24 protein-coding genes and 2 pseudogenes are annotated in these 25,163 nt (G+C 65.8%); 16 read left to right on the forward strand and 10 right to left on the reverse strand.

Features of this window, described 5'->3' with window-relative positions; genetic code table 11:
• Positions 1–801 precede the first annotated feature (801 nt).
• Both JQX13_RS03805 and JQX13_RS03810 read left to right on the forward strand, forming a co-directional pair.
• Positions 802–2,748, forward strand: coding sequence for a hypothetical protein (locus JQX13_RS03805; protein ID WP_203407719.1), 1,947 nt, complete (start codon positions 802–804; stop codon positions 2,746–2,748).
• Between the two features lie 348 nt (positions 2,749–3,096).
• Positions 3,097–3,495, forward strand: a complete 399-nt coding sequence (locus tag JQX13_RS03810) for a hypothetical protein (protein WP_203407720.1) — start codon at positions 3,097–3,099, stop codon at positions 3,493–3,495.
• Between the two features lie 615 nt (positions 3,496–4,110).
• Here the strand turns inward: JQX13_RS03810 and JQX13_RS03815 are convergent.
• Together JQX13_RS03815 and JQX13_RS03820 are read right to left on the reverse strand one after the other, a co-directional pair.
• Entirely contained in the window at positions 4,111–4,908 is a 798-nt protein-coding gene (locus tag JQX13_RS03815) for an alpha/beta fold hydrolase (protein WP_203407721.1), read from the reverse strand.
• A gap of 617 nt (positions 4,909–5,525) precedes the next feature.
• Positions 5,526–6,158, reverse strand: coding sequence for a TetR/AcrR family transcriptional regulator (locus JQX13_RS03820; protein ID WP_203407722.1), 633 nt, complete (start codon positions 6,156–6,158; stop codon positions 5,526–5,528).
• A gap of 75 nt (positions 6,159–6,233) precedes the next feature.
• On the opposite strand from JQX13_RS03820, the gene JQX13_RS03825 reads away from it, so the two are divergent.
• Together JQX13_RS03825 and JQX13_RS03830 are read left to right on the forward strand one after the other, a co-directional pair.
• Entirely contained in the window at positions 6,234–7,037 is an 804-nt protein-coding gene (locus tag JQX13_RS03825; RefSeq protein WP_203407723.1) for an inositol monophosphatase family protein, read from the forward strand.
• Between the two features lie 44 nt (positions 7,038–7,081).
• The gene (locus tag JQX13_RS03830) at positions 7,082–7,720 is read left to right on the forward strand and encodes an NADPH-dependent F420 reductase (RefSeq protein WP_203407724.1); all 639 of its coding nucleotides are present in this window, start codon (positions 7,082–7,084) and stop codon (positions 7,718–7,720) included.
• A gap of 169 nt (positions 7,721–7,889) precedes the next feature.
• On the opposite strand, the gene JQX13_RS03835 is transcribed toward JQX13_RS03830, so the two are convergent.
• Complete coding sequence (locus tag JQX13_RS03835) at positions 7,890–8,093, reverse strand: hypothetical protein (RefSeq protein ID WP_203407725.1); 204 nt, start codon at positions 8,091–8,093, stop codon at positions 7,890–7,892.
• A 324-nt stretch (positions 8,094–8,417) separates the two neighbouring features.
• On the opposite strand from JQX13_RS03835, the gene JQX13_RS03840 reads away from it, so the two are divergent.
• The gene (locus tag JQX13_RS03840; RefSeq protein WP_239014517.1) at positions 8,418–9,395 is read left to right on the forward strand and encodes an arabinan endo-1,5-alpha-L-arabinosidase; all 978 of its coding nucleotides are present in this window, start codon (positions 8,418–8,420) and stop codon (positions 9,393–9,395) included.
• Positions 9,396–9,517: 122 nt separating this feature from the next.
• Entirely contained in the window at positions 9,518–11,359 is a 1,842-nt protein-coding gene (locus JQX13_RS03845; protein ID WP_239014518.1) for a rhamnogalacturonan lyase, read from the forward strand.
• A gap of 288 nt (positions 11,360–11,647) precedes the next feature.
• Here JQX13_RS03845 and JQX13_RS03850 read toward each other — a convergent pair.
• Positions 11,648–12,917, reverse strand: a pseudogene (locus JQX13_RS03850) (PQQ-dependent sugar dehydrogenase).
• 400 nt (positions 12,918–13,317) lie between these two features.
• Between JQX13_RS03850 and JQX13_RS03855 the strand changes: the two are divergent.
• Positions 13,318–13,590 (forward strand): serine protease, encoded by a 273-nt coding sequence (locus JQX13_RS03855; RefSeq protein WP_239014519.1) that lies wholly within the window; start codon positions 13,318–13,320, stop codon positions 13,588–13,590.
• 49 nt (positions 13,591–13,639) lie between these two features.
• Positions 13,640–14,299: a YdeI/OmpD-associated family protein gene (locus JQX13_RS03860; RefSeq protein WP_203407726.1), complete on the forward strand. Its 660-nt coding sequence runs from the start codon at positions 13,640–13,642 to the stop codon at positions 14,297–14,299.
• Between the two features lie 209 nt (positions 14,300–14,508).
• Here JQX13_RS03860 and JQX13_RS03865 read toward each other — a convergent pair whose 3' ends face one another.
• The 5 genes from JQX13_RS03865 to JQX13_RS03880 form a co-directional block, all read right to left on the reverse strand.
• The gene (locus JQX13_RS03865) at positions 14,509–14,958 is read right to left on the reverse strand and encodes a DUF2147 domain-containing protein (protein WP_203407727.1); all 450 of its coding nucleotides are present in this window, start codon (positions 14,956–14,958) and stop codon (positions 14,509–14,511) included.
• 23 nt (positions 14,959–14,981) lie between these two features.
• Entirely contained in the window at positions 14,982–15,245 is a 264-nt protein-coding gene (locus JQX13_RS56095; RefSeq protein WP_239014520.1) for a hypothetical protein, read from the reverse strand.
• A gap of 262 nt (positions 15,246–15,507) precedes the next feature.
• Positions 15,508–16,329 carry an SDR family NAD(P)-dependent oxidoreductase gene (locus JQX13_RS03875; protein ID WP_203407728.1) on the reverse strand — a complete coding sequence of 274 codons (822 nt, stop codon included), beginning with the start codon at positions 16,327–16,329 and terminating at the stop codon, positions 15,508–15,510.
• Between the two features lie 58 nt (positions 16,330–16,387).
• Positions 16,388–16,516, reverse strand: a complete 129-nt coding sequence (locus tag JQX13_RS55245) for a hypothetical protein (protein WP_275424980.1) — start codon at positions 16,514–16,516, stop codon at positions 16,388–16,390.
• Between the two features lie 141 nt (positions 16,517–16,657).
• Complete coding sequence (locus tag JQX13_RS03880; protein ID WP_203407729.1) at positions 16,658–17,191, reverse strand: hypothetical protein; 534 nt, start codon at positions 17,189–17,191, stop codon at positions 16,658–16,660.
• 176 nt (positions 17,192–17,367) lie between these two features.
• Here JQX13_RS03880 and JQX13_RS03885 point away from each other — a divergent pair.
• Positions 17,368–18,346, forward strand: a pseudogene (locus JQX13_RS03885) (transposase).
• Between the two features lie 256 nt (positions 18,347–18,602).
• Positions 18,603–19,097 (forward strand): thioesterase domain-containing protein, encoded by a 495-nt coding sequence (locus JQX13_RS03890; protein ID WP_203407730.1) that lies wholly within the window; start codon positions 18,603–18,605, stop codon positions 19,095–19,097.
• A 51-nt stretch (positions 19,098–19,148) separates the two neighbouring features.
• On the opposite strand, the gene JQX13_RS03895 is transcribed toward JQX13_RS03890, so the two are convergent.
• Positions 19,149–20,363, reverse strand: coding sequence for a hypothetical protein (locus JQX13_RS03895; RefSeq protein ID WP_203407731.1), 1,215 nt, complete (start codon positions 20,361–20,363; stop codon positions 19,149–19,151).
• Between the two features lie 200 nt (positions 20,364–20,563).
• Here JQX13_RS03895 and JQX13_RS53655 point away from each other — a divergent pair, with 200 nt between their 5' ends.
• The 6 genes from JQX13_RS53655 to JQX13_RS03915 all read left to right on the forward strand — a co-directional run bounded on the left by JQX13_RS53655 (position 20,564) and on the right by JQX13_RS03915 (position 25,128).
• Positions 20,564–20,728, forward strand: a complete 165-nt coding sequence (locus JQX13_RS53655; RefSeq protein ID WP_239014521.1) for a hypothetical protein — start codon at positions 20,564–20,566, stop codon at positions 20,726–20,728.
• 60 nt (positions 20,729–20,788) lie between these two features.
• Positions 20,789–21,376: an endo alpha-1,4 polygalactosaminidase gene (locus tag JQX13_RS03900; RefSeq protein WP_239015223.1), complete on the forward strand. Its 588-nt coding sequence runs from the start codon at positions 20,789–20,791 to the stop codon at positions 21,374–21,376.
• Between the two features lie 74 nt (positions 21,377–21,450).
• Positions 21,451–22,047 carry a collagen-like protein gene (locus JQX13_RS03905; protein ID WP_203412650.1) on the forward strand — a complete coding sequence of 199 codons (597 nt, stop codon included), beginning with the start codon at positions 21,451–21,453 and terminating at the stop codon, positions 22,045–22,047.
• 397 nt (positions 22,048–22,444) lie between these two features.
• Complete coding sequence (locus JQX13_RS53660) at positions 22,445–22,558, forward strand: hypothetical protein (RefSeq protein WP_239015225.1); 114 nt, start codon at positions 22,445–22,447, stop codon at positions 22,556–22,558.
• Between the two features lie 308 nt (positions 22,559–22,866).
• Positions 22,867–23,871, forward strand: a complete 1,005-nt coding sequence (locus JQX13_RS03910; RefSeq protein WP_203407732.1) for a pyridoxamine 5'-phosphate oxidase family protein — start codon at positions 22,867–22,869, stop codon at positions 23,869–23,871.
• A gap of 93 nt (positions 23,872–23,964) precedes the next feature.
• A complete protein-coding gene (locus tag JQX13_RS03915) occupies positions 23,965–25,128 on the forward strand; it encodes a winged helix DNA-binding domain-containing protein (protein WP_203407733.1) in 1,164 nt (387 codons plus the stop codon).
• Positions 25,129–25,163: the final 35 nt, after the last annotated feature.

Genomic DNA, 25,163 nt, shown 5'->3' on the forward strand with positions numbered 1-25,163 from the left:
GGCGATGAGGAGTTGCGCCTGGCTGTCGATGAGCGGCTGAAGGAGCTCCTCCTTGATGATTCATATGCCCTCGAAGTGGAGGTGGCAGTTTGGCGCCTAAGCGAAGACGTCGTGGAACCTCGTGAGGTTTGTCCGAGGTGGAGGCACCAGGGACACCACACGCCGTAAAAGTTCAAGCCCGCTGAAGAAGAGCAGGTGCCTCGTGCCGTCCGGCAGCGGGCGTTCATGCGGGCCTCCGAAGCGGGCACCAGCGCAGGGGCCACCCCAGCGCGCGGGGGACGAACTGACATGTCAATCCAAGCCGCTGACGCGCCATTTCGGGCCGCTGACGCGTCGGGAAGCAGCCATCCCAGGTGGCGGAGTGCCCGGTTCTCCTCTCAAGCCCGGCCTGGATCATCTCGTGCATTGGCGCAGGGTCAGATGAACCCAACCTCTTCCTGCCCACAGGGGCCCTGCAAGGCTTTGCCTCGGTACAGCCCTTGCCGGATGACCCGAACACCGGCCGGCCCCCCCTCGAGCTCATTCAGCCGGAGGATTCCATTCCCGGCCATGGGGGGCATCGTCGCCGAAGTATTCCAATACCCAGAATGGTGCCACCTGGGCCTGAACCGGATCGACGAGCGCACCCAAGCGCTCAATGCAAATCTTGAGGGGGATGGGGTCTCCCGCGACGCCACTCCCTCATGGTGAAGCAGTAGCGGTTCCTCAGCAGTATCCGTGGGCGGCCCAGTCCTGTGGAGTTGTAGGGTGCCGCCTTGGGCAGGTGTCGTATCTCTCAAAATGCAGGGAGCGCAGATGATAATGATTAGTTTGTGTCGGCTGCTCAGGGCGGCCTTTCCATTCGTGGTGGGAGGAGCGCTCGCCACGATGGGCTGCTCTTCAGAGAAAACCAATACGAGCAGCCCGCCCAAAAAAACCAGGCAGTCGGGCGCTGATGCAAGGCGGGCGAAAGCCACCGCTCAGTGGACTGTAGATAGTTTGCCTAAAACGCTGGCGCGGCCAGCGACTCTAGAGCAAAGCGCCGATTTTGCCTGGCAACAGTTCCTCTTCCTGAGCAGTTTGGCTGCCACGCCGGACGGTCAGACCATTCCGCGAGGGACCCGTGACCCAAGCGGGAGGCTCGGTCAACCGGGTGATCTCCTGGTCTGGCAGACCTATGCCCACAAGACCGAACTCCGGCCCAATAAACCTCTCACGACCGCCTGGGACTCGTTGGGCATGCCCACGTACGATCAGGCATACAGGGTGCCTCTTGTCCAGGGAACCCCGGACGCTCGATTGGACCTCTGGAACAATCTCGACGAGGATAACGAGATCGGCTCCTGCCAGCTCTTCGGCCAGTACGATAGTCAGCCGGGTGCTCAGCGGCAAAAATCGTTGGTCCTGTACGAGGCGAAAGTGAACCGGGACGAGTACGAGTACATCCGCAACGTCTATGGTAGTGATCAGCACATAGGTAATACCGTGGGGCCAAACGCCGGTCCGACGACGTGCGATAACACGGTGTCAGACCAAGACCATGGGAGCCTGTGCAAGGCCCAACTCCGCCTGAAGAACAACATCGCGAATGGCCAATACGGCAATACGGCTCAATGCGATTGCCCGCCAGAGCAAGCGATCTGCCTTCCCTGTGAAACCAGCACGACTGATGGGACCATTGAGGTCAAGGCCGCATGGCGAAAGCTGCTGCCGAACGAGCCGTCCGATCAATATTACACCGCGCAAGCCATCTACTATAAATATGAGTACGATTCGGGGTCGAATAGTTATCAGTACAAGTACTACAATGACACGTTCGCGCTGATCGGGCTTCACATCATCAGAAAGCTGCAGAATTACCCGACCTTCGTCTTCACCTCCTTCGAGCATGTAGGGGAGGCCAATGCAGGCGATAAATACGTCATCATTGACAATGATGGAGCGGAGACATCACTGGCGACTCCCGCGACGCGGCAGACTGGCAGCAACCTGGCCCGTGACCAGAACCACGCGATTCCACCAGATATCGCGAAAATGAACCTTTTCTATAGCTTCCTCCTGCAAATGGAGAACTCGGTCTGGGCGAATTACCAGCTCGTCGGCGTACAGGCCGAGGTGTACGACTGCGAGATCGCCGATCCCCCCCCGCCAATGGGTACCCCTCCAAAGACAGCCTGCATCCGCGCGCAGGACAAGAACGTGAATACATGCCTGAGCATGGATCCCAATTACTACATGGCCAACCTCTTCGTTGAGACGGACCCATTCCTCAACAACTTCAGCGGCCCGGGCTTCGGTGGCAACACGTTCGGGATGTGCCAGAACACCTTGTTCCAGCAAAAACCGTACAACATGGGCGGCTGCAAAGGGTGCCACGGCGTCGCGCAGACCACGGTCGGTACTGACTTCAGCTTCCTGCTCGATTTTGGCAATAACAAGCCGGCCAAAACACCGGATACGATCATGCCGCCGCCGGCCGAAATCGACGGCATGAGGATTTTCTCGAGCACGGGCAGCGGCATGTCAGTACCAGGCCCCGCTCAGGTGTGTAACGCCGAGCCAATCACGCAGGAGTGCACCGACTTCTGCCGACAGCAGTGCGACACGATGGATTGCATCGCTTTCAACGTCAGTACGGCAGGTTGTGAGATCTTCTCCCAAGACGTGCCGATGTCGTCGCTGACGCTGCAAGAGGCTACCGGATACAACGCCTATCTCTCGCCGGGAACGCTTCGTCCTTCCCCGTCCGACGGTGGAAGTGCTCTCTAGGCGCTCTTCCCTGCGCGATCTCCATCGCTCCAAGAAGCACTGAGGAGCGTCTGTAAGCGGGGCCGCAGGGGCCGTGCGCCGGGTGGATGTAGAGGCCATGCAGCCGGCTTGCCCATCCCAAGCCGGCCGGCCCATGAGAGCACTGACGCGTCACTGACACGTCACTGACACGCTGTACCGCTGGATGCTGGCACGCGAGGACGCGGAGCGAGCCCCCTCCTCTGCCAGTCACGCCCTCTGGCAGAGTCGCAGCACCACTCGAGTTGCACCCTCAACCCGAGCTGGCCCAGGTATTGCTAAAGAGAGCAGCGAGTCTATTCCAGGCTCCACGACACCAGAAAGGTTCCCATGAAGAAGACAAACAGCCTCCTCCGACTTATCGCAGTCGTCCCCATGATGGTGCTGAGCACGTCTGCCTATGCGAACTACAACGTGACGGTGACTGACACGGGGGGTAGAGCGGTGTACGCAGTCTATCCGGTCCACAACGGGTACAACAACAGCAACGGCTTCGTGGCCGGCCACATGAATCTCCTGGTGACTGGGCGTGGCACGATTTCCTTCAGCGACATCAGCGGCGCGCCATGCAGCCCATGGGCTGTGGGCATCACCTACGGAACCGACGTCTACACATACTACTATAACGGAGGGGGACAGCTCATCATCAGTCTGGATGCGAATGGCAACCTGTCTCTGAACACTCCCAATGGCACGATCGTGCCCAAGCCGCCGGGCCAGTGCTCGTAACGGGCGCCACCCCGCGGGCTGGCACGTGGAAGGGCGCTGCCTGCTGAGTCAATCCCCGCTCCCCCAAGCCGGGGCGGAGCCGGGGCCCAGGCCGGAGGAGGAGTGCCTGGTGCTGGCAGCGACGGTGGAGGAGCCGAAGAAGGTGAGGAGGCAGCGAGTAGACCAGGCGGGGCTGCTACGCCGCACTTTTGCATTGGACGTGTTCGCCTGTGCCCGGTGTGGAGGCAGGCGAAAGGTGATGGCGTACTTGTCGGCCCCCGCGCTCGCCGGGACGTCGGGGTCGGCCTAACGCCGTTTCAACTCCGCCCTCCTGCGCCCCAACTACTTCGTCCGTCAGGCTCTGACCCGAACCTGCTGGGTGATGGGGCGCACCACGACCCGGGCTCCCTTCCCATCATCCAGTCGGTCCGATTCCGGGCCGATCTCCCCCATCTACGCTGCGCGGTAACACTTGGGGGAGCTCGGCCCCGAAGTGCTGCAATCCCCGCCGAGCACAAGGTGGATTCAGCGGTTACGAAGGTGATAGGGGCGCTGTTGCTGTGGTGCACCCGGTAAAACGGATTAGACGGTGTCCACAGCGCGGACGTGGGGAGACTCGAGCGCGAGTTGCAGCAGCTAAGCCAGCTCACGCAAGAACGACGCGACCACCTCTCCCAGGCGCTCGGGTTGATCAAACGGAAGGCCGTGGGAGGCATCCTGTACCTGTTCGATTCGCACGCGTGGGTTGAGGCTCCGCAGTTCCGTTGCCATCTCGAGCGTGACGACGGGGCTGCTGTCCCCAATGACGAGTAGGATCGGGACGTCAATCGCGCTCACCACGTCGCGATACTCGGGGTTGGGCGGCGTGAGAACGTCGAAGGCGCTCATGCGGGTTTTCAGTCTCGCCTCGGCAAGAAGCTCGACGAGCTCGGGCGAGCGACGCGGGTGTCGGGCTCGGGCCTGTGCAACGAGGTCAGACTTGTGTAAGCCGAGGGCCCGGCGGTGTTGATCGGCGACGTCGCTGTCGCGCACCTCGCGTTGGCGCTCGGGGCTTAAGAACGTCGGGTCGACCAGGATGAGGCCGCGGATGCCCCCCGCCCCTCGACTCGCCACCACCGCGGCGGTCATGCCGCCCATCGAGTGGCCAAGCAGAACCGGACGAGAGAGCTCCAGGCCGCGGATGAGGCCCTCGACGTCGCTCGCGTGATCGTCGTACCGGTAGCCGTGGTGCGGCGCGCTCGAACCGCCGTGCCCTCTGGCGTCGGGCATGACGACGTCGAATTCACCTTCGAGCACGCGCGCCAAGGGAGTCCAGCAGGCGCCGTTCCCGGTCAATCCATGGAGCAGAACGACGGGATGGTTGGCGCCTTCGGTTCGGAGGTAGTGGATGTTGATGCCGTTCGTTTCGCAGACTCCACTCATCCAGGTCGTCATGGAACTGTTCCTGCCTGCCGCGGCTTCGTAAGTAAAGTTCAATAATGGTCAAGAGTTATAGTGGAGCGCGCGGACGCAGGCCGCGTTTGAACCCGAGAGCGTCACATGGAATTCCATGGGGACTCATCCTGATTGGATCTGTCGGCTTCGTCGGGATTGGCGCTTGTGACGGTCCATCCGCCACCCTACACCACCTGGAGCAAACGCTTCCGGCCTCGAGCCGGAGCAGACCGGAGGACGGCACATGACAACATCGACAGCTGTCCGCACGACGGAAGTCGCCGATAGCATCTACCAGCGAGGAGGAGGCACCAGCTTCAGATGCGGCAGCTCGGGCCAAGTGCCGGAAGCGTCAGAGCGCCCGGAGGCTGGAGTGGGCGGGGTGGCTCCGCAAGAGGTTCGCAGAGGACGTCTTCTCCTGGACGACCACCAACCCCCGCCCTCGCCCGCAACAGGGCGCCCCTGCCGCCTATGCTCCAACTTCCCCTCGACGCTCCTGCGCCCCGGCGAGCACTACCGCTCTCGCACCCTCTACAGGTTCTCCGTCTCGGGTGCGTGAGCCCAGCCCCCTCTCCCCAACTCCACCGCAGAGGGGGCGATGTGTCAGCGACGGCCGCTCACCGAGACTTCGCCGAAGTGGAGCCGTGCTCCAGATAGCCGAACACGGCCCGGCTGACGCGCGCGGCGAGTAACACGTCGTCGTGCTCACCGCGGTCTCCCGCGGAATCGACGAGGCCTTTCACGATCGCCAGGAGATCGCTGGCGACGAACGGGGCTCGAAAGGTGCCCGCCATATCGGGCGCGTCGAGGCACCGCTGGACAGTCAGGGCCAACTGCTCGCCGATGCGCTGCACCTCCTCACCGACCGGCAGGCGGCGTTCCTCCACATCCAGGAGCCGCGCGAGGGCCGGGCGTTGCAACTGATAGGCGACGGCCACCTCGATCAGCCGCTGGAGGCCCGCGCGCCCTCCCGCTTTCACGTCGATGGCGGCCACGTCCTCCAGGAGCTGGGTCGTCTCCCGGAGCATCAGCGCCTTGGTGATGGCGTCCTTGCTGGGAAAGTACTGGTACAGCGAGCCGATGCTGATGCCCGCGCGCCGGGCCACGGCGTTGGTCGTGTATCCCTCGAAGCCCTCCGTCTCCAGAATGCGAGCAGCCGCCTCCAGCACGGCGGCAACGGTCGCCGCCGAGCGGCTCTGGCGGGGCTTCTTCCTCGGGTCCAGCGTGGGGGGAGTGGTTCGGGGGGCCATGGGAGAAAGCGAGTAGCGAACGTGAGCTTTTGCTCGCATCTTATCCCTCGCAAGCCACTCACACCAGAGGGACCCATGAAGAACCGCATGGAAGATGAAGCGTTGCTGCCCGCCGTCGTGACGGCCGTCCAGGCTGCGGGACGCCACCTGAAGAATCGTTTCTCCTTCGACTCCCGCCTGGGAAACAGGGAGGAAATCGTCGCCGCGATCCACGCCAACGACGTGGAATCGTCAGGACTTCTGCGCGAGGGGTTGAGGCAAGCGCGCCCGGGCGCGGGGTGGATCGAGGACGAGCTCGCGGTGGGCCCGTTGCCGCCCGGAGAGTGGTGGGTCACGGACCCCGTGGAGGGCAACATCAATCACATCCACGGGATGGCTGACTGGTGTGTCACGGCGACGCTGGTGCGGGACAACACGCCAGTGCTCACCGTGGTGTACCTGCCCATGACGGGCGACACCTATACCGCGCTCCGGGGCGGCGGCGCCCATCTCAATGGGGTACGCCTGCACGCGTCGGCCAAGACGAAGCTGGACGCGGCCCTGGTCGGGACCGGTCAGGCGATGCCGGGCGAGAGCCGTGAAACCCACCGCCGGATCGGCGAGTCCGTCACCGCGATGCTCGAAGGCGCCCTGGTCCTGCGCGTGTCGGTGCCGGCCACCCTGCAACTCATCCAGGTCGCGGCCGGGCGGATGGACATCTTCTGGCAGTACAGCCAGGTCCTCTCCGGTCTGCTGGCGGGCGCCCTACTGGTCGAGGAAGCCGGCGGCAGGGTTACCGACACGCACGGCCGTCCGTGGAGCCTGGCGAGTGGCGACTTCCTGGCCGCCGCCGCGAACCTCCATGCCGCCTCGGTCGAGGTGTTGTCCCGGCTCGCCTGACGCGTGCCATTCCCCCCAGCCCCCTCTCTGAACGGAGAACACCCATGAACCGCATTGGAATCCTCGGCTCGGGCCGTGTCGCCACGGCCCTCGCTACCAGGCTCGCGACCGCCGGGCACGACGTAACGATCGGAACGCGGAATGTCGCTGGCACGTCAGCGAAGTGGACCGGACCGGCGGTCACGTTCGCGGCTCCTCCCCAGACCGCGCGCGAGGCCTCTCTCATCATCAACGCAACGCCTGGAGACACCAGCCTGGAGCGGCTCGGTGCCCTCCGCGAGGCGTTGGACGGAAAGATCCTGGTGGATGTCTCGAACGCCACCCGGCGTGGCGCGGAGGGACTGCCGGCGGGATTGAGCTTTCCCGACAGCAGTCTGGCCGAGCACCTGCAACACGCCCTGCCCGGCACTCGTGTCGTCAAGACGCTCAACACCATGCTCTTCTCCGTCATGGTCAACCCGCGTGGCCTCGCCCATCCCCCGACCGCGTTCCTGTCAGGCAACGACGAGGGCGCGAAGGCGACCGTCCGCCAGCTGCTTCACGACCTCGGCTGGCCTCCCGATTGGATCGAGGATCTGGGAGACATCTCCACCGCCCGGGGAGCGGAAGCGCTCATCCTGCTCGTGCCACACATCCTCCGCGGCCGCGGTTTCGCCCCCTTCGCGCTCACGGTCGCGAGGTGAAGGGACTTCAGGTCTCGACGTCGCGAAGCCAGGCGACGCGCGTGGGGGAGACCAGGAGGAGTTCCTCGAACCTGATGGCGTGGTCATCGAAGCCCAGGTGCGGCTCGATGGCCCACAGGCCCGTCATGTCTTCCTGGTGATGACGGCTCAGGGCCTGGCCGGAGCCGCCTCAGGCGAAGAGCTCGAGGAACGTCCGGGCTCCGCGTTGGGCCAGCGCTCGCGCGAGCGGACTGGCGGCCACGAGCCGCACCCGGTGGCCGAGGAACGAGTAGTCGGACGTCTCGTGGATGGCGCGCGTCCAGAAGCTCGCCGCGCGTTTGCGCTGAGCGGCCGGGGGCTCACGCCTTGCGTTAGCCGACAATGCGATGACCACTGGCTCAACACCACGCGTGCTGGGGTGGCCCCTGCGCTGCAGCCAGCTGCGCAGGCCTCGTGGGCTGTGACAGGTTCTCCACAATGGCGCGCACTGCGTTGGGGGCCGTCGGGTACTCCAACACCCGGCTCCTGCCTCCACTCCATGCACACGTAAGACATCCCATGCGAACGTCTTCCTCAGGAGTTCCGCCCAGTCCACTCGCGGCGTCCTCTCCTTCTGCGGCTCCTCCTGGCCGCGGCCTCAAGCGCCACGCTCGCCTCCCCCGCTCCTGCTGCTTGGGGGATATTGCATTGCCGCCATGTGAGCGATAACAATGCGGGGATGACCCGAAAAATCAGGTTTGCAGCTCTGGCGGTTCTCACCACAGCTTCCCTGACGATGGCCGCGACCGAGGCCCCCCTCGCGGACCCGCTGGCCGCGTACCCGAATCCCGGACGCGTCACCGGCGACATTGGCATCCACGATCCATCCATGGTCAAGACCCCGGCGGGGACGTACCTGGCCGTGTCCACGGGACCCAATTTGCAGCTCAAGACGTCGGCCGACCGCACGGCCTTCCGCAACGCGGGCGCGGTCTTCCCGAACGGCGCGGCCTGGACCACCGCATACACCGGCGGCAGCCGCGACCTCTGGGCGCCGGACATATCCTACCGGAACGGCCGTTACTACCTCTACTACTCGGCCTCGACGTTCGGCTCGAACCGCTCGGCGATCTTCCTGGCCACCAGCACGACCGGCGCCTCCGGTTCGTGGACCCATCAGGGGTTGGTGATCGAGTCCTCGCCAGGCAATGACTACAACGCCATCGATCCCAACCTTTACGTCGACCCGCAGGGCCGCTGGTGGCTGACGTTCGGCTCGTTCTGGTCGGGGATCAAGATGATCGCGCTCGACGCCTCTACCGGCAAGCGCTCGGACAACACGATCCGTTCCATCGCCGGGCGCGGCGGAGGAGCGATCGAGGCGCCTTTCCTCACCCGGCGCGGGTCGTACTACTACCTGTGGGTGTCGTTCGATCGGTGCTGCCAGGGCGCGTCGAGCACCTACCGGATCATGGTCGGCCGCTCGACGAGCGTGACCGGGCCGTTCGTGGACCGCAATGGCACGGTGATGACTGCCGGCGGGGGAACCGAGATCCTGGCCGGGCACGGCTCGATCCACGGCCCTGGGCATCAGGCGGTGCTGACGGACAATGACGCGGACGTGCTGGTGTATCACTACTACACGGACAGCGGTGCGCCCACTCTGGGGATCAACCTCATCGGTTACGACTCCCAGGGATGGCCCTTTGTCTATTGAGGGCATGCATCGCGAGAGGTTTCACCCCTGGCGGAGGCACCTGGGCCGCCATATGCCGCGACAGATCCAGCCCGGTGAGCAGAACGAAGTCCTGGAACGTGCTCCTGAAGTGGACCCCTATCATGCTCAGACATCTCCTGTTTGGCCGCGCCGCTTGCCTGCTGGCAGGCGCCGCGATCGTTGGTATTGCCACCCCCGCCACCGCCCAGTACCAGCGTGAGACACTTGGACGCGGCGTCGTTGCCGTGCCCGCATCGAACGGCGGCACCCTGGTCTCCTGGCGCCTGCTGGCCACAGACCCGGCCGGCGTCGGCTTCCACGTCTACCGCGATGGCACCAGGCTCACGACGACTCCGCTCACCGACCGCACCAACATGCGTGACACGCGGGGCACGCCGAGCTCCACCTACACCGTTCGCGCGGTCGTGAACGGCAGCGAGCAGGAGGCCTCCCCCGCAGCCGCGATCTGGTCTGGCGGCTATCTCAACATCCCACTGCAGAAGCCCGCCGGCGGCACCACGCCCGACGGCGTCGCCTACACATATGTGGCGAACGACGCGAGCGTCGGCGATCTCAATGGCGATGGACAGTACGAGCTCGTGCTGAAGTGGGACCCGACCAACGCCAAGGACAACAGCCAATCGGGCTACACCGGCAATGTCTACATCGACGCCTATCAATTGAACGGCACCCGGCTGTGGCGGATCGACCTCGGCCGCAACATCCGCGCGGGCGCGCACTACACGCAGTTCCAGGTGTTCGACTATGACGGCAACGGCCGCGCCGAGGTCGTGATGAAGACCGCCGACGGCACCGTCGACGGCCAGGGCCGCGTCATCGGCAATGCGAGCGCGGACCATCGCAACAGCGCGGGCTACGTCCTCGCCGGCCCCGAATTCCTCACGGTGTTCGAAGGCACCACCGGCCGCGCGCTGTCCACCGTCAACTACGTCGTGCCGCGCCACCCCGATACGCAGAATCCTTCGCCGAGCCAGCTCAACAGCATCTGGGGCGACAACTACGGCAACCGCGCCGACCGCTTCCTCGCCGCCACCGCCTATCTCGATGGCAGCCGTCCCAGCATCATCATGGCGCGCGGGTACTACACCCGCACCACCGTCACCGCCTGGGACTTCCGCAACGGCTCGCTCACCCAGCGCTGGCTGTTCGACAGCCGGGCGCTCGGCGACTCACGCTATTCCGGCCAGGGCAACCATCAGCTCAGCATCGCCGACGTCGATGGCGACGGCCGCGATGAAATCCTGTATGGCGCCATGGCCTTGGACGACAACGGCACGCGGCTGTGGTCCAGTGGCCTCGGCCATGGCGACGCGATGCACGTCTCTGATCTCATCCCGTCGCGCCCTGGCCTCGAACGGTTCGGTGTCCATGAGAGCCCGGGCAGCAACGGCGGCATCGGCGCCGCGATGCTCGACGCGCGCACCGGCCAGCGCATCTGGACGAGTTCCGCCTCCAGCGATGTCGGCCGCGGCATCTCGGCCGACATCGATCCGCGCCACCCCGGCGCCGAGGCGTGGGCGTCCAACTCGAGCACGCTCTACAACTCCACCGGCCAGAACATCGGCACGCGCCCCGGCCCGATGAACTTCGCCATCTGGTGGGATGGAGACAAGCAGCGCGAGCTGCTCGACGGCGTCACCATCAGCAAGTGGAACTACACGGAGCAGACGCTCTCGACGTTGCTCTCGCCCTCGGGCACCGCGTCCAATAACGGCACCAAGGCCAACCCGGTGCTCAGCGCCGACATCCTCGGTGACTGGCGTGAGGAGCTGATCGTTCGGACCACCGACAGCACGGCGCTGCGCATCTATTCCTCGCCGTATTCGTCCAACTACCGCTACGTCACGCTGATGCACGATCCGGTGTACCGGCTCGGCGTCGCCTGGCAGAACACCGCCTACAACCAGCCGCCGCACCTCAGCTACTTCATCGGCGACAACTGACGCCGGAAGGACTCCCGCCGCGCCCAGCGGCGGGAGGTCTCCTGGAGCAGGTCTCAAGACAGTTCGAGAGCCATCTCCCACGGCGAGAGCGGTGAGGGCCGGCCCCTCCGCCGCCCGAGCTGGTGTCAAAGCACTCGAAATGCGGGACGAGACTCGGAGGGGACGGGTGGACCGGAGACGGTGGAATTGGAGGTGGCACCCCTTGCTTGGGGGAGCTGGTCCTGCAAGGGCGTCGGCCGCCGCCTCCTCCCGCCGCCTCCTGCTCGCGGGTCCCCGTGACGTGGAACGTCAGCGCGGCGTGAGCTTGAGCAGCTTGCCGTTGGTGGCGTCGGTGAGCAGGTAGAGCGCTCCCTCGGGGCCCTGCACCACCTCGCGGATGCGCTCCCTGCGCTCCGTGAGCAACCGCTCCTCGCCCACCACAAGGTCATTCCTTATCATGAGCCGCACCAGCGCCTGGCTGGACAGGCCGCCGATGAAGACGTTGTTCTTCCACTCGGGGAACAGGTCTCCGGAGTAGATGGTCATGCCCGAGGGGGAAATCACCGGCTCCCAGTAGTACACGGGCTGCTCCATGCCCGGAGCCTGGGTGCTCTGGTGGATGGGCGCGCCGGAGTACTCCTCGCCGTAGCCGATGGTGGGCCAGCCGTAGTCCTTGCCCGCCTCGGGCCGGTTGAGCTCGTCACCCCCTTGCGGACCCATCTCCACCGTCCACAGTCGCTTCTGGCTGTCGAGCGCCGCCGACAGGATGTTGCGGTGGCCCACCGACCAGATCTCCGGCTTGGCTCCCGGGGTGTTCACGAACGGGTTGTCCTGGGGCACCGAGCCGTCGGGGTTGATGCGGACCACCTTGCCAAAGTGGCTCTTCACGTCCTGCGCCTGCTTGCGGCCCTCGAGGATGGAGCGCTCACCCAGGGTGACGAACAGCTTGTTGTCGGGGGTGAACACGAGCCGTCCGCCCGCGTGCAGGGTCGACTCGAGCGTGGGCATCATGCGGAAGATGACCGCACGTTCTCCACGCGCGGCCGCGGGCCATCCACGAGCTTCGCGCGCGCCACCGCCAGACCGTTGCCGCCCTGGCGGGGCTCGTAATAGGTCCAGTAGATGAGGCCGCTCTGGGCGTAGTCGGGACCGATCTCCACGTCGAGCAGGCCTCCCTGCCCACGACCATCCACGCGCGGCAGTCCCGCGACGGCGGGGGACTTCGCGCCCTGGGGCGTGACGATGTAGAGGGCGCCCGTGGGCTTCTCCGTCACCAGCATGCGCTTGTCGGGCAGGAAGGCGATGGCCCAGGGGTTCCTGAAGCCCGAGGCAATCTCGGTGACCTGGATGGCCGTCTTCGACTTGACTTCCGGGGCGCGCGTCTGACCGGGGAAGGCCGGTTGGAACTCGGGCACGTTGGGAGGACCCGTCGGTACGGGGGGCCGCTGGGAAGGGGTTCTTCCAGCGGGAGGCTCGCGTCTTTGGTGGTTTGCGGCGTGCCGTCCGGGTTGTCGGGGGGCTGATTTCCGCGACCCGACAGCAAGGCGGCGACGATGAAGCTCATCGACAAGGTTCGCATATGACTCTCTCCTCAGTGGTGCTGGGTCAGCACAGAGGCGGTGGACGATACGGATTCAGCGTCCATGCGGGAGCAGGCTCGTATGTCTCCTTTCCGTGACTGCTCGAGGCACAACACCACGCGTGCTGGGGTGGCCCCTGCACTGCAGCCAGCGGCAGCAGGCCGCGTGGGCAACTCCAGGTGCTCCACACTGGCGCGCACTTCGTTGGGGGCCGTCAGGTACTCCAACACACGGCTCCTGCCTCCACTCCATACACACGTGAAGACATCCCATGCGAACGTCCTGCTCAGCAGCTTCGCCTGGTCCACTCGCCGCTTCCGCTCCTTCTTCGGCTCCTTCCCGTCCGCTGCCTCTGGTGCCACGCTCTCCCCCTCCTCTCCTTCTTGGGGGCGCGTGCGGTTGGCGATCATCCAGCATCCCCGGAGCCGGCCCAAGGTCATCGCCGAAGGCAGATTCCTGGACTCATGTAACCAGCTTGTCTACTACACGGACCTGGACACCCTGGTCGGGAGCTCCGGCGCTGGCGTGCTCAACCGTCAAGGCCACCTGCTGGGCATCCACTCCGACGGCGATTGCGACGAAGACGGCCGCGGAGCCAACAGGGGCTGGACCGTGAAAGCGATTGTCGAAGCGTCCCCGTACCTGCGGACCGCAGACATCGCCGAACGCTGAGGCCTTTCGGAGGTAGAACAGCGGGCGCACCGATGACTGGGGACTCCCGATGCCCGCGACGAAGAAGACCTCCGTGAAGAAGGCCGCCCTCCCGAAGAAGCCCGCGGCGAAGGCGCCCGCGAAGAAGAACGCCCCCACAGGAGACCTCCTGGTCGCCACGTTCGCGAGCCCGCGCGAGTGGGCCGACTGGCTCTCCACCCACCATGCGTCCGCGCGAGGCGTGTGGGTGAAGCACGCCAAGAAGGCGTCCGGCATCCCGTCAATCACCTACGCGGAGGCGCTCGACGAGGCGCTCGCGTGGGGGTGGATCGACGGACAGAAGCTGCCCTTCGACGACGTGTACTACCTCCAGAAGTTCACGCCGCGCGGCCCCCGGAGCATCTGGTCCAAGGTCAACCGCGACAAGATCCAGGCCCTCACCGAAGCGGGTCGGATGCGGCCCCCAGGGCTCGAGCAGGTGGAGCGGGCCAAGCAGGATGGGCGCTGGGACGCCGCCTACGACTCGCCGAGCCGTGCGACCGTGCCGGAGGACCTGGCGGCTGCCCTCGCGAAGAACCCCCGCGCGGCTGCGTTCTTCGCCACGCTCACCGGGGCCAACCGCTACGCCGTGCTGTTCCGGATCCACACCGCGAAGAAGGCGGAGACCCGCGCCCGGCGCATCGCGCAGTTCGTGGAGATGCTCGCCCGGCACGAGAAGCTGCACCCCTGAAACCAGTGGCGGGCCACTCGCGCCGAGACGAACAGGAGCCATCCCGCCCGGATGGCGAGGGACCGGCGCGAGATGACCCTAGACTCCCTCATGCTCCTCCGCTCGGTGAGCTCGCCTTCGCCCTGGGCATCGTCAACGCGCGCGAACGTTGCCAGCAGGGAAACAGCCGTCCTCCCCATGACGGAGCCTGACCGCAGCTGGCGGACCTCCTACTCAGCACGGACCCACTGCTGGGTGCGCCCGATGAGGGAGAGGCCAATGTAGCCACGCACCTTCAGCTTCTTGCCCCCGTCCTCGACGGCGAGCTTGCACTTGTACGTCTTGCCATTGCCCGGATCGAGGATCGTCCCTCCCGACCACTCGTTGTCGTCCTTCTTGAGGTCGCGAAGGATGACCATCCCGGTGATGGGCTGGTTCTTCAGCGCCCCCTCGCACTTGTCACAGACCGGGTTCTGCTCCTCGTTGGGCTCGCGGAAGAGCTTCTCGATCTTCCCGAACAGCTTGCCGCCCTCCTCGTAGATGATGATGACGGACTTCGGCTTCTTCGTCTCGTCATCAATGGTGGTCCAGCGCCCCACCGCGCTCGGCTCCTGGGCCAGGGCGCTCGAGGCGAACAACACGAACAGCGAGGCCAGTCCCAACCAACGGTTTGTCGTCATTCTGAGTTCCTCCTGCACTGGGGTCACAGCGCGGAGCCTATCCTCAGTGAGATGTCCTTCACAAAACAGCGCGAATGGGTGGGACCCCTCGATGCGGTGCGGTACGCGGAAATGGGCAATGACGACGGAAGGGGTGACATGACCCGCGCTACGCGCTCGTGTCCCGGCGTGTGGCTCGCACCAGGGCTCGCCTGGAGCGCCACCTCCTGGTACTCCTCGAGCGGAGCCCGGAAGAGAACGCTTCGCAGCGTTCGGATATGGCCGCGTCCCTTCCGGCCGATCCCCAACGCCTCGCGAATCGGGCTGCGGTGGCCATCCGCCGCAATCAGATAGGCAGCCCGCCTCGCGTACTCTCATCCCTCGCGCGTGCGCAGCGAGGCGACGACACCGTCAGCGTCCGGCTCGAAACCGATCAACTCCGTTTCGAGCCGGATGCCGGCACCGAGCGCAATCGCTTTCTCACGAAGGATGGGCTCGAGACGCTCCTACTCGCGCCCGGGCTCCTGCTGGGTCTCGGGTGTCCAGGCGGTCTCCTCCTTCGATGACTTCTCAAGAAGCCAGGAGGGCCTCCATGCGCGAGCGGACATCCCCCATCATCTCCGGGTGGGTGACGACGTAGAGCCGCTGCTCGCGGACGGCGGAGATCACCTGGTCGGCCACCTGCGCGGGCGACAGACCCGCCTCCACCTCCTTGCGGAAGAACGCGTTCATCGCGGCCTGGGCGGGAGTGGGTGGCTCCACGGGAGGGGGCGGGGGTCCTCCGGGTCGGTTGCGTACCGCATCGAGGATGCGCGTGCGCACCCAACCCGGGCAGAGGACCGAGGCCCCCACCTTCGCGCCCTGCATGCGCAGCGAGCCATGCAGCTGCTCGGTGAGTGCCACCACTCCATACTTGCTCACCTGGTAGGGCGCGCTCGGGTGGAAGGGCAGCAGGCCCGCCATGGAAGCGGTGTTGACGACGTGCCCCTCGGAGCCCTGCTCCAACATCAGCGGCACGAAGGTGCGCACCCCATGGATGACGCCCCAGAGGTTCACGCCCAACACCCAGTCCCAATCCTCGCTCGTGGCCTCCCACGCCAACCCCCCCGCCGCCACCCCCGCGTTATTGCACACCAGATGCACGGCCCCGAACGTGCTCAGCGTGCGCTTCGCCAGCTCCTCCACCTCCTTCGCCCGCGAGACGTCCGTGCGCACGCACAGCACCCGCGCTCCCGCCGCCTCCAGCTCCGCGCCCGCCCGGCGCAGTGCCTCCTCCTCCACGTCCGCGAGCACCACCCGCATGCCCTCGCGGGCGCACCGCTCCGCCAACCCCAGTCCGATACCACTGGCCGCACCCGTGATGACCGCGACCCTGTCCCTCAGCTCCTTCATGTAACTCCTCCTTCCGTCCGCGTGTGATGACGCGCGACCCTGCTCCTGCGATGGACGCTCAGCTCTTCTTCGCGGTGGGCCGAGCGACCAACTCCTTGGCCTTCAACGCGACGTCATCCAGGGCTCCCGACGCGATGCGCCGGTGCCCCGTGAAGTCCGTGCAATGCCTCGGATTTTCGCCGCCCATGTCCCATCCCTCCGCCCCCGGGTGGAAATTTCACCCGGGTAGAACCATGGGCGGATACTACCCGGGTAGAATCCCCTGTCAATAGTACCCGGGTAGAATTGGGAGAGTCGGCCCCCCTGAGACGGTGAAGCCGGAAGGGTATTAGCGGGCGCGCTCGGCCAGGCGCCGCTCGAGCAGGGCCCGGAGCACGCGACCCGGGTCCGCCACGCTCGCGGCACGCTCCGCCTGGAGCGACTGCCCCGCGGGCTTCAATTGCAGACGCACGCCCTTGGTGGACAGGAACTGCGCGTCTCCCTGCCGTTCGAAGCGGACGACCGCGCCCTTGCCGCGGCCCAGCCCGAGCACGATGGCCCGCTCCTCGCCGTCGGGCCTCAGCAACAGGGTGTTCGGCGCCTCTCCCAATATCGAGCCGAAGAGCTCCAGGATGAGGAAGCCCTCCTCCTGGCGCAGCTCGGCACGATCGAAGAACTCCCGAGCCGCGCCCTGCGGCAGCGTGTACGGGCCCAACCGGCCCTTCCAGGACTCAGGCACTTCGGTGGGGGTCACACGCTCGCCCAACAACTGACGGCCCGCGGAGCCCGAGTGGAGCAGGACGACGTCATGGCCGTCGATGCGCTCGAACATGAACCACAGGAGCATCCCCTGGGCCTGGGCTTTGAAGAAGACCACTTTCAAGGTCGGGCGGGTGATACTACTCCGTAAGGAAAGCGAGCGAGGGGGCGAGCAAGAAAGCGAGGGAGCAGCACGGGGCTACCGGCGAGGTCATGTTTCAGGGACGACTCCGAAGGGAGGGAGCCATGGCCCTGGAAGCCATCATGGAGCGATTCAAGAAGAGCAGCCCGCTGACGGTGATGGTGCGGCTGGTGATGCAGCAGGCGCTGAGCCGGGAGTGGATGGAGGAGGTATTCGAGCGGCACCGGGACAAGCAGTACACGCGCGAGTTGCTCTTCTCCACGGTGGTGGACCTGATGGGGTTGGTGGCGCTGGGGCTCAAACCGTCCTTGCATGCGGCGGCCCAGGCGAGCCCCGAGTTGGGGGTGTCCCTCACGGCGCTGTACGACAAGGTGAAGCGAACCGAGCCGGAGGTGGTAGGCGCCCTGGTGCGCGGGAGCGCCGAGAGGCTGGCTCCGGTGGTGAAGCCCATGAGGCAGGGGCGAGCGCCCTGGGCGGAGGGCTACGTGGTGCGGGTGCTGGACGGCAACCACCTGGCGGCCAGTGAGAAGCGGATGAAGCCGTTGCGAGAGTTTCGCGGAGCGGCGCTGCCCGGACAGTCCCTACGAGCCAACCCGGCACGGTGAAACCATCATCCGCCTGTTGACGAATGTGCCGGCGGAGCGAATGGGAGCCCTGGAGGTAGCGGGGCTGTACCGGCGGCGCTGGAGCATCGAGAGCATGTTCGGCCGCTTGGAATCAGTCCTCCAGAGCGAGGTGAAGAGCCTGGGTTACCCGCGAGCGGCCTTGCTTGCATTCGGAGTCTCCGTGCTGGCCTACAACGTGCTGGCGGTACTTCAATCGGCAGTGGAAGCAGAGCATCGGCTGGAAGACTCCACCGTCCAGATTTCCTCCTATTACATAGCGGACGAGGTGAAGTTCAACTACGGCGGCATGATGATAGCGTTGCCAGAACCCACATGGCAGCCTTATGAGTCTCAGTCAGCGTCCGAGTTGAGTCGAACGCTACTGGAACTGGCGGCGAACGTGAGAGTGGCCAGGTTGCGCAAGCACCCGCGCAAATCCAAGAAGAAGGCCAAGAAGGAGTACGTCCCGGGAGAGGTCGCCCGACGGCATGTATCGATTGCACGAGTGCTACGAGGGCAAGAGCAGACCTGACGGAATGCAGACAATGAGCGCCCCCAAGGGAAAGACAGGTGCCCCCTGATTCCAGAGGACTGTGCTGGGTCATTCCTTTCGATAAGGATTGGCGGGCCAGTGGCCTTGTCCTGCGCTTCTGTGCCCTGCTCGAGGCTGCTTTCCCCTCTCCAAGTACTTTCTTGCAAGCCCTACCAGGAGGCAGTCCTCTCCTTCACCTTGAAAGGGATCGGCCTTTGAGCGCTTCCCGGCGCTGCTGCCGGAGCTGGCGCGAGTGATGCGGCCGTTGCTTGACGAGCCCTTCGCGCTTTTCGGCGCGAGCATGGGAGGAATCATCGCCTTCGAGCTGGCGCGATGGCTGCGGGCGGAGTGGGGGATGGAACCGGCGCACCTGTTCATCGCGGCCTCGTCCGAGCCGCAGGTGCCCAACCCGCGGCTCGACGAGATGCTGGGGTCGGTGGTGGCGGGAGGCTCGAAGGTGGACGTAGGCCTCTTGCGCCGCTTCAGCCGCGACTTCTACAGGTTCTATAGCCCGGCGAACCGGCGCACCCAGAAGTTGCTCTTCAGCCCCGTGCTCGTGCCCACGCTCGCACTCACCGGCGCGAAGGACGGCTGCGCCCGCACGCAGCTGTTCGATCGGGTGAATCCGAAGAACTTCCCGAAGGGCCTGCGCACCGAGCGCATCCAGGACGCGGGGCACCTCCTGCACCAGGAGAAGCCGGCCGAGGTCAACCGGCTCCTGGTGGAGTGGCTCGGCCAGCACCGAGGTTGAGGCGCGTTTCCCTCCAACGCCATGGCCTGGGGCTGGCGGAGGTCCCCCGCGCTACCGCACGGAGACGCCGATGGAGAAGCTATCGGCGAGGGTGCCGTTGGCGGCCTGCAGGGTCAGCTTGCAGATCGTTCCGGCAACTGGCGTCGTCCAGGAGTACGCCACGCTGCAGTAACCGCCACTGCCCCTGCAGTTATTCCATTCGCTGCGCCAGGTGCCGCCGCAATCGGACACAATGCTGCCCGAGAAGGTCCCTAAACGGGTGCCATACTCCACCCGCATGTCGAGGGTGTACGTCACACCCGCCGACACGTTGCGCAGCGTAGCGTTGGAGGTGCTGCGGTGCACGAACGTCGACATGCGGGGACTCTCGACGAGGAGTCCCTCGATCTGGGGCCGGGGGATGTACTCGCCATTCACCTGGACGCTGCCCTCTCCCGGGCCCCCATCCACCGGAGCCGAGAAGACCGATACCTCCAGCCACTCGGTGGTGCTCAGACTCCGGGAGGACACCGTCACGGAGAGCCTGCACACGCCCGAGACGCTGCTGGACCAGCTCGTGGTGGCGGAGAAGGGATTGCTGAAGGTGCTCGACGCGCAGTTGCTCGTCCACGAGTACGACAGCGCATCCCCGTCCAGGTCCACCGCATCCACCTCGAGCTGGGTGGGGGTGCCAACGGTGGTGGTCGTGCTGGAGGCCGTCATCGAGCGGAGGAGGGGCCCGATGTCCCCCTGCGACCGCGGCGGCGTGATGTCATGGATGCGCATGGTCACCGCGGTCGAGGAACCGGCCACGATGGTGACGGTCGCGGAGCCGGTGGCCACCAGCGTGCCCTGGCCCGGCATCCCTCCATCCGTCGGGCCCGCGTCCGAGGAGCCGCCATCCGCCAGGCCCGCGTCCAAGCAACCACCGTCGGAGGAACCACCGTCGGAGGAACCACTGTCCGATGAGCCACCGTCCGAAAAGCCGCCGTCCGACCCGTAGCTGTAGGAATAGCCCTCGGCCGTTAGGGTCTGCTCTCCCGCGGGCAGCAACAGGCTCCCGGTGAAGACACCGGCGTCCGCGTTGTACTCCATCGTCTGGGTGACGTTGGCCGGCTGCGCGGTGATGACCATCCTGTCGATCTCGTACGCGGACAGCCCGCGTACCATGACCTGCGCCATTCCCTCGCGGGCCTGGGGCTGCCCCCCACTCCCGGGCTGACAAGCCCCCACTGCGAGGGCCAGGCCCACCACCGCTGCCAGCGCGATCTCAACCCTCTTCAGCATGTGATTGCTCCTCCTCATCCTCGTGTCGATGAGCCCCCGCAGCCCTCATTCATACCTGGACTCCTTCCCCTGTGCCTCCCACTGGCAATCCTGCTACTCGCCTCGCGCCTCCTGGTTGACACCCACAAGGGCGGACTGATGACTATTCTCCCTGCCAGGTGGCGCGGTGTTTCTGCCCTCATCTGGCAAGTTCGAGAATCGTGAGCGGTGGCCCCTTCAAGCTGCGCTACGACACGACGTCCTCGGCGGACGCCTCGCTGCTCGCTCTGCTGGTGGTGCGTATCCAGCTCGAGGGGACGGACGCGGGCAGCACGACGCCGGACGCGGGCACCACGGATGCGGGCACCGTCCCGTCCGTGCCCTGAAAGGGTGTCACCAGCTTCACCTACCAACTGACCCAGTACGCCAACAACCGGCTGGACCAGATTGCCGCCTCCAAGTTCAACCTGGCCATCATCGAACTCTCGCGTGATGGGGCGAGCGACTACTTCCGGAGCGACGAGCTCGCGGCGGTGAAGGCCACCGACAAGCAGGTGCTCGCCTGCTTCGAGATCCGCGCCATCGAGGAGTACCGCCCTGAATGGAGCCTGGTGCCCGCGGACATGAAGCTCGGTGCGGTGGACGGCTGGCAGGACGAGCAGTACGTGAAGTACTGGGACGAGCGCTGGTGGCCTATCGTGCAGGGCCATATCGACCGGGCCCTCGCCGCCGGATTCACTGGCTGCTACCTGGACCTGGTAGTGACCTACGAGGAGATCGCCGCCAACGCCGCGGGCACCAACCGTGACGATCTGGCGCGCAAGATGGAGGCGCTCATCTCGCGCATCAGCCAGTACGCGAAGTCCAAGAACCCCTCCTTCCGGATCATGCCGCAGAACGCCCCCGAGATCGTCGACTACGCGGGCTACCTCGAGGCCATCGATGGAGAAGCTCCAAACAGGCACGAAGCCGGAAGCGGTGGATACGGGCGCCACGCTTGCACTGGGGAAAGGCCCGGCTCTGCAATCCTGTAGCAAAAGCACGATTGTTGCCGCCTTTTGGAACATCGTGCAGAGTGCCGCGCGGTCTTCAATACCGAGGAGGCATCATGCGAAGAACCAGGATGTTTGCTGTTGCGGTGCTGCTGGGCGGGCTCGTGGCCTGCACTTCCGAGATCCAAGGGCCCAAGGGGGACACGGGTCCCGTTGGCCCCCAAGGTCCCGTTGGCCCCCAGGGTCCCGCCGGTCCCCAGGGTCCCGCCGGCACCTCGCTCCCCGTCGCCGTGTGGAGGGATGCGAACAACGCGCTGGTGGCCCCGGGAATGCTCGCGGGCGACGATGTCCCCTACTTCGATGACAGAGGCCTCATCTGGCTCCTGGAGGTATTGACCGGAAAGATCGAGACGGAAACTCAATCCATCTACTACGACGCCGTCGATTGCACGGGTAATGCCTATGCCTCAGCGGGCACCCTGCCCCGGCTCGTTTTCACGGTGGCGGGCGATCCCGCCGATACGTTCCGGACCCTGCCCGATACGTTCACCCCCACGATGGTCCAGGTCGAATCCACCAGGTCCAGCTCAACGGAGTGCTACAATAGCTCGTTCGAGACCGATGTCGTGCCGCTGGCGATCACCCTGCCCGCGACGCCCATCGTCAAACCCAACATCAACTTCGTGGGCCCCCTCCGTCTTGTCGTGCAGTAGAACCCGGGACACCACGGGGTGAGGTCCGAAACCCTCACCGGCACCAGCCCCAGGTCCGACTCCAGCGGGTGCGGCCCGTTGAAACGTTTGGGCTCATCCGTCACTTCGGCTGTCACTTCCGCGCCACCGCCATTCTGGAATGTGACCTTCGCGTCGAGTTGCACCCGCCACTGCTCAACGAACACGGCGCGGACGTCAACGCGTGGGACGAAGAGCCCCGGACGAGGACGGTCGGCCCGCGCACTACCGCCTGCCGCCGCGCGCTGAATCCGATTCCCAGGCAGGGGACGCCGCGTTCGAGCTGCTCGGAGGAGCGAAGGACCGCATGCCGTTGTAGAATGAATATCGCGCGCCTGGGGCTTGCGGACGCGCCGCTCGACCTGGACAACCCCGCCACCTGGACGCGCTTGAACGGGCCTACGAGCGCATCTCGGAAATCGGAGGGCGAGTAGTCTCGCTATTCGGGCCGCACAAAATGGGCCAGAGCCGACGCGGCAAGCCCCGAGCATAGGAACCCGCCAGCCGAACGCCGCCCGGCTCAGGAGATGGCCGAGCCGGGGACGTGGGGGCCTCATGTGCCCTCAGTGCGCCCCTCCAGCGGGGTTGGAGGCGGCGCACGGGGAAACGGCGTGGGACGGGGCGGGATGACGAACCCGAGGGAAATCAAGGCGATAGCGGGTAACTGCGCGTCCTGCTTGGGATTTTCCATCGCCCTACCCACGGGTTCGATTCCCGCCGCTTCCAATGACCGCGTCCCCGGAATGTCCTGAAGAGAATTTTGACATTGCAAATCAATATCAATTTCCTCAGACTGGCGCCATGGAGAACACCCTCGGAAGCATCAGCGAGCTGGAAGCTTGTCTCGGCACGACCCCGCTGGGCGTGCAGATGAAGGTGATCGACCATCTGGACGCGCACGCGGCACGCTGGATCGCGGCCTCACCGTTCGCGTTCGTCGCCTTCTCGGACGCATCTTCCATCCGTGCGACCCTCGCGGGTGGCGCACCGGGCTTCGCTTCCGTCCAGGGTCCCCAGGCGCTCGTGCTGCCCGCGGAGGCCCTCGAGGACGCCACCCTGGCGCGCGCGGGCCAGGGTGTCGGGATGCTGTTCCTGCTCTCCGGCATTGGAGAGACGCTGCGGGTCAATGGCCGCGTTTCCAAGATGACGGGGGCGGGAGTCGAGCTCGCCGTGGACGAGTGCTATGTGCACTGTGCGAAAGCCCTCCTCCGGTCGCAGTTCTGGGCCGCACGGCCCCGCCCGGACGCCCCAACGGACGTCGCGGCCTTCCTCGCCGAGACCCGGTTCCTGGCGCTCGCCACGGCGGATGCGAACGGGAATGCCGACCTCAGCCCCAAGGGGGATCCCGCGGGCAAGATGGTCCGTGAGCAGGACGGAAAGACAATCTACGCGGACCGCCCCGGTAATCGCCGGGCCGACAGCTTTCGCAACATCCTTGTCCGGCCCGAGGTGGCCGCACTCGCGCTCGTCCCCGGCTCACCCTTCGTCGCGGCCCTGTCAGGCCGGGCGCGAATCGTAACGGACGAGGGGGCTCGTGCCCCCTTCGCCGTCGATGGGAAGACGCCTCTGCTCGCGACCGTGCTCGAAGGCCCGCCGCCTGTCGTGTTCGAGAGCGCGGTGTTGCAGCGAGCCCGTCTCTGGCCCTCGAAGCCGGCCGAGCCCGGCATCGATCCATCGGAGATACTCCTGGCCCATGTGAAGCTGAACAAGACGCTCGGCCAGCAGGCCACCGAGCTGCGCACCTCCGTGTCGAGAGACATCATCGGAAAGGGGCTGGAGGCGGACTACCGCGACAATCTCTACTGAGCGGGCTGGAGCGCCCTGGGTTCGAATCGCGCCCCCCCTGCTCCGGCGACTTTCATTGACGCGAGCACCGGGGCATCGGCCATCGTGTCGGACATGCCGAAACGGCCACCCTCCACCGTGCTTCCCCTGCGCGCGCTCAATCGGGCCCTGCTCGAACGTCAGCTGCTCCTCCGGCGCTCGACGCTGTCCGTCGAGAAGACGCTCCAGCACCTGGTCGGCATGCAGGCGCAGGCCACGAATCCGCCCTATTTCGGCCTGTGGACACGACTCGACGGCTTCCAGCCCGAGGCGTTGTCCCAGCTCATCTCCCGTCGCCGTGCCGTACGCATCGCACTGATGCGCTCGACGATCCATCTGGTCACCGCTCGGGACTGCCTGCCCCTGCGAACCCTTCTACAACCGGTCCTCGAACGCTCCCTGTTCACCGGCAGCCCCTACGGCCGAGCCCTCGAGGGAATGGACATCTCCGCCCTCGTGGCCTTCGGTCGGGCCCTGGTCGAGGAGAAGCCTCGCACCCTCATCGAGCTCGGCGAGCTCCTCCAGGAGCGATGGCCCGAGCGCGACGCCAGCTCCCTCGCCCATGCCATCCGCAACCTGGTGCCGCTGGTCCAGGTGCCTCCACGGGGCCTCTGGGGCGTGGGTGGCCAGGCCGCGAGCACCACGGCGGAGTCCTGGCTCGGAGGTAAGGCCGTCTCCGGGTCGTCGCTCGATGAGCTGATTCTCCGCTACCTCGCGGCCTTCGGGCCGGCCAGCGTCAAGGATGTCCAGACCTGGTCGGGCCTGACGCGGCTGCGCGATGTCGTCGAGGAGCTCCGGCCCCGTCTGCGCACCTTTCGGGACGAGCACGGCGTGGAGTTGTTCGATGCCCCCAACGCTCCGCTCCCCGACCCTGACGTCCCCGCGCCGCCGCGCTTCCTGCCCGACTTCGACAACGTGTTGCTCTCCCACGCCGACCGCACCCGAATCATCTCGGAGGAGCACCGCAAGGCAATCGCCACCGCCAATGGCCTGTTTCTCTCGACGTTCCTCGTCGACGGCTTCGTGCGGGGCACGTGGAAGCTCGAGCAGGAACGGGAGCGGGCAACCCTGGTCATCAACCCGTTCACCTCGCTGAAGAAGCCCGAGCGAGCCGCACTGGCCGAGGAGGGGGCTCGACTGCTCGCCTTCGCCGCTCCCGACGCGCGGACTCCCGAGGTCCGCTTCGTCCCATCGACGACTCGCCCTCGCCGCGCGAGAGTCTGTACATCATCGCGGTGAGACTCTCGGGACAGGCTCGAGGTCCACCTGCTCCG

This window comes from Archangium violaceum (genome assembly GCF_016859125.1).
Taxonomy (GTDB): domain Bacteria; phylum Myxococcota; class Myxococcia; order Myxococcales; family Myxococcaceae; genus Archangium; species Archangium violaceum_A.

Excerpts from the sequence above, each read along its gene's own strand:
- JQX13_RS03805 (WP_203407719.1), top strand. The coding sequence starts at position 802 with ATGATTAGTTTGTGTCGGCTGCTCAGGGCGGCCTTTCCATTCGTGGTG.
- JQX13_RS03810 (WP_203407720.1), top strand. The coding sequence starts at position 3,097 with ATGAAGAAGACAAACAGCCTCCTCCGACTTATCGCAGTCGTCCCCATG.
- JQX13_RS03815 (WP_203407721.1), bottom strand. The coding sequence starts at position 4,908 with ATGACGACCTGGATGAGTGGAGTCTGCGAAACGAACGGCATCAACATC.
- JQX13_RS03820 (WP_203407722.1), bottom strand. The coding sequence starts at position 6,158 with ATGGCCCCCCGAACCACTCCCCCCACGCTGGACCCGAGGAAGAAGCCC.
- JQX13_RS03825 (WP_203407723.1), top strand. The coding sequence starts at position 6,234 with ATGAAGAACCGCATGGAAGATGAAGCGTTGCTGCCCGCCGTCGTGACG.
- JQX13_RS03830 (WP_203407724.1), top strand. The coding sequence starts at position 7,082 with ATGAACCGCATTGGAATCCTCGGCTCGGGCCGTGTCGCCACGGCCCTC.
- JQX13_RS03840 (WP_239014517.1), top strand. The coding sequence starts at position 8,418 with ATGACCCGAAAAATCAGGTTTGCAGCTCTGGCGGTTCTCACCACAGCT.
- JQX13_RS03845 (WP_239014518.1), top strand. The coding sequence starts at position 9,518 with ATGCTCAGACATCTCCTGTTTGGCCGCGCCGCTTGCCTGCTGGCAGGC.
- JQX13_RS03860 (WP_203407726.1), top strand. The coding sequence starts at position 13,640 with ATGCCCGCGACGAAGAAGACCTCCGTGAAGAAGGCCGCCCTCCCGAAG.
- JQX13_RS03865 (WP_203407727.1), bottom strand. The coding sequence starts at position 14,958 with ATGACGACAAACCGTTGGTTGGGACTGGCCTCGCTGTTCGTGTTGTTC.
- JQX13_RS03875 (WP_203407728.1), bottom strand. The coding sequence starts at position 16,329 with ATGAAGGAGCTGAGGGACAGGGTCGCGGTCATCACGGGTGCGGCCAGT.
- JQX13_RS55245 (WP_275424980.1), bottom strand. The coding sequence starts at position 16,516 with ATGGGCGGCGAAAATCCGAGGCATTGCACGGACTTCACGGGGCACCGG.
- JQX13_RS03890 (WP_203407730.1), top strand. The coding sequence starts at position 18,603 with ATGCGGCCGTTGCTTGACGAGCCCTTCGCGCTTTTCGGCGCGAGCATG.
- JQX13_RS03895 (WP_203407731.1), bottom strand. The coding sequence starts at position 20,363 with ATGCTGAAGAGGGTTGAGATCGCGCTGGCAGCGGTGGTGGGCCTGGCC.
- JQX13_RS03905 (WP_203412650.1), top strand. The coding sequence starts at position 21,451 with ATGCGAAGAACCAGGATGTTTGCTGTTGCGGTGCTGCTGGGCGGGCTC.
- JQX13_RS03910 (WP_203407732.1), top strand. The coding sequence starts at position 22,867 with ATGGAGAACACCCTCGGAAGCATCAGCGAGCTGGAAGCTTGTCTCGGC.
- JQX13_RS03915 (WP_203407733.1), top strand. The coding sequence starts at position 23,965 with ATGCCGAAACGGCCACCCTCCACCGTGCTTCCCCTGCGCGCGCTCAAT.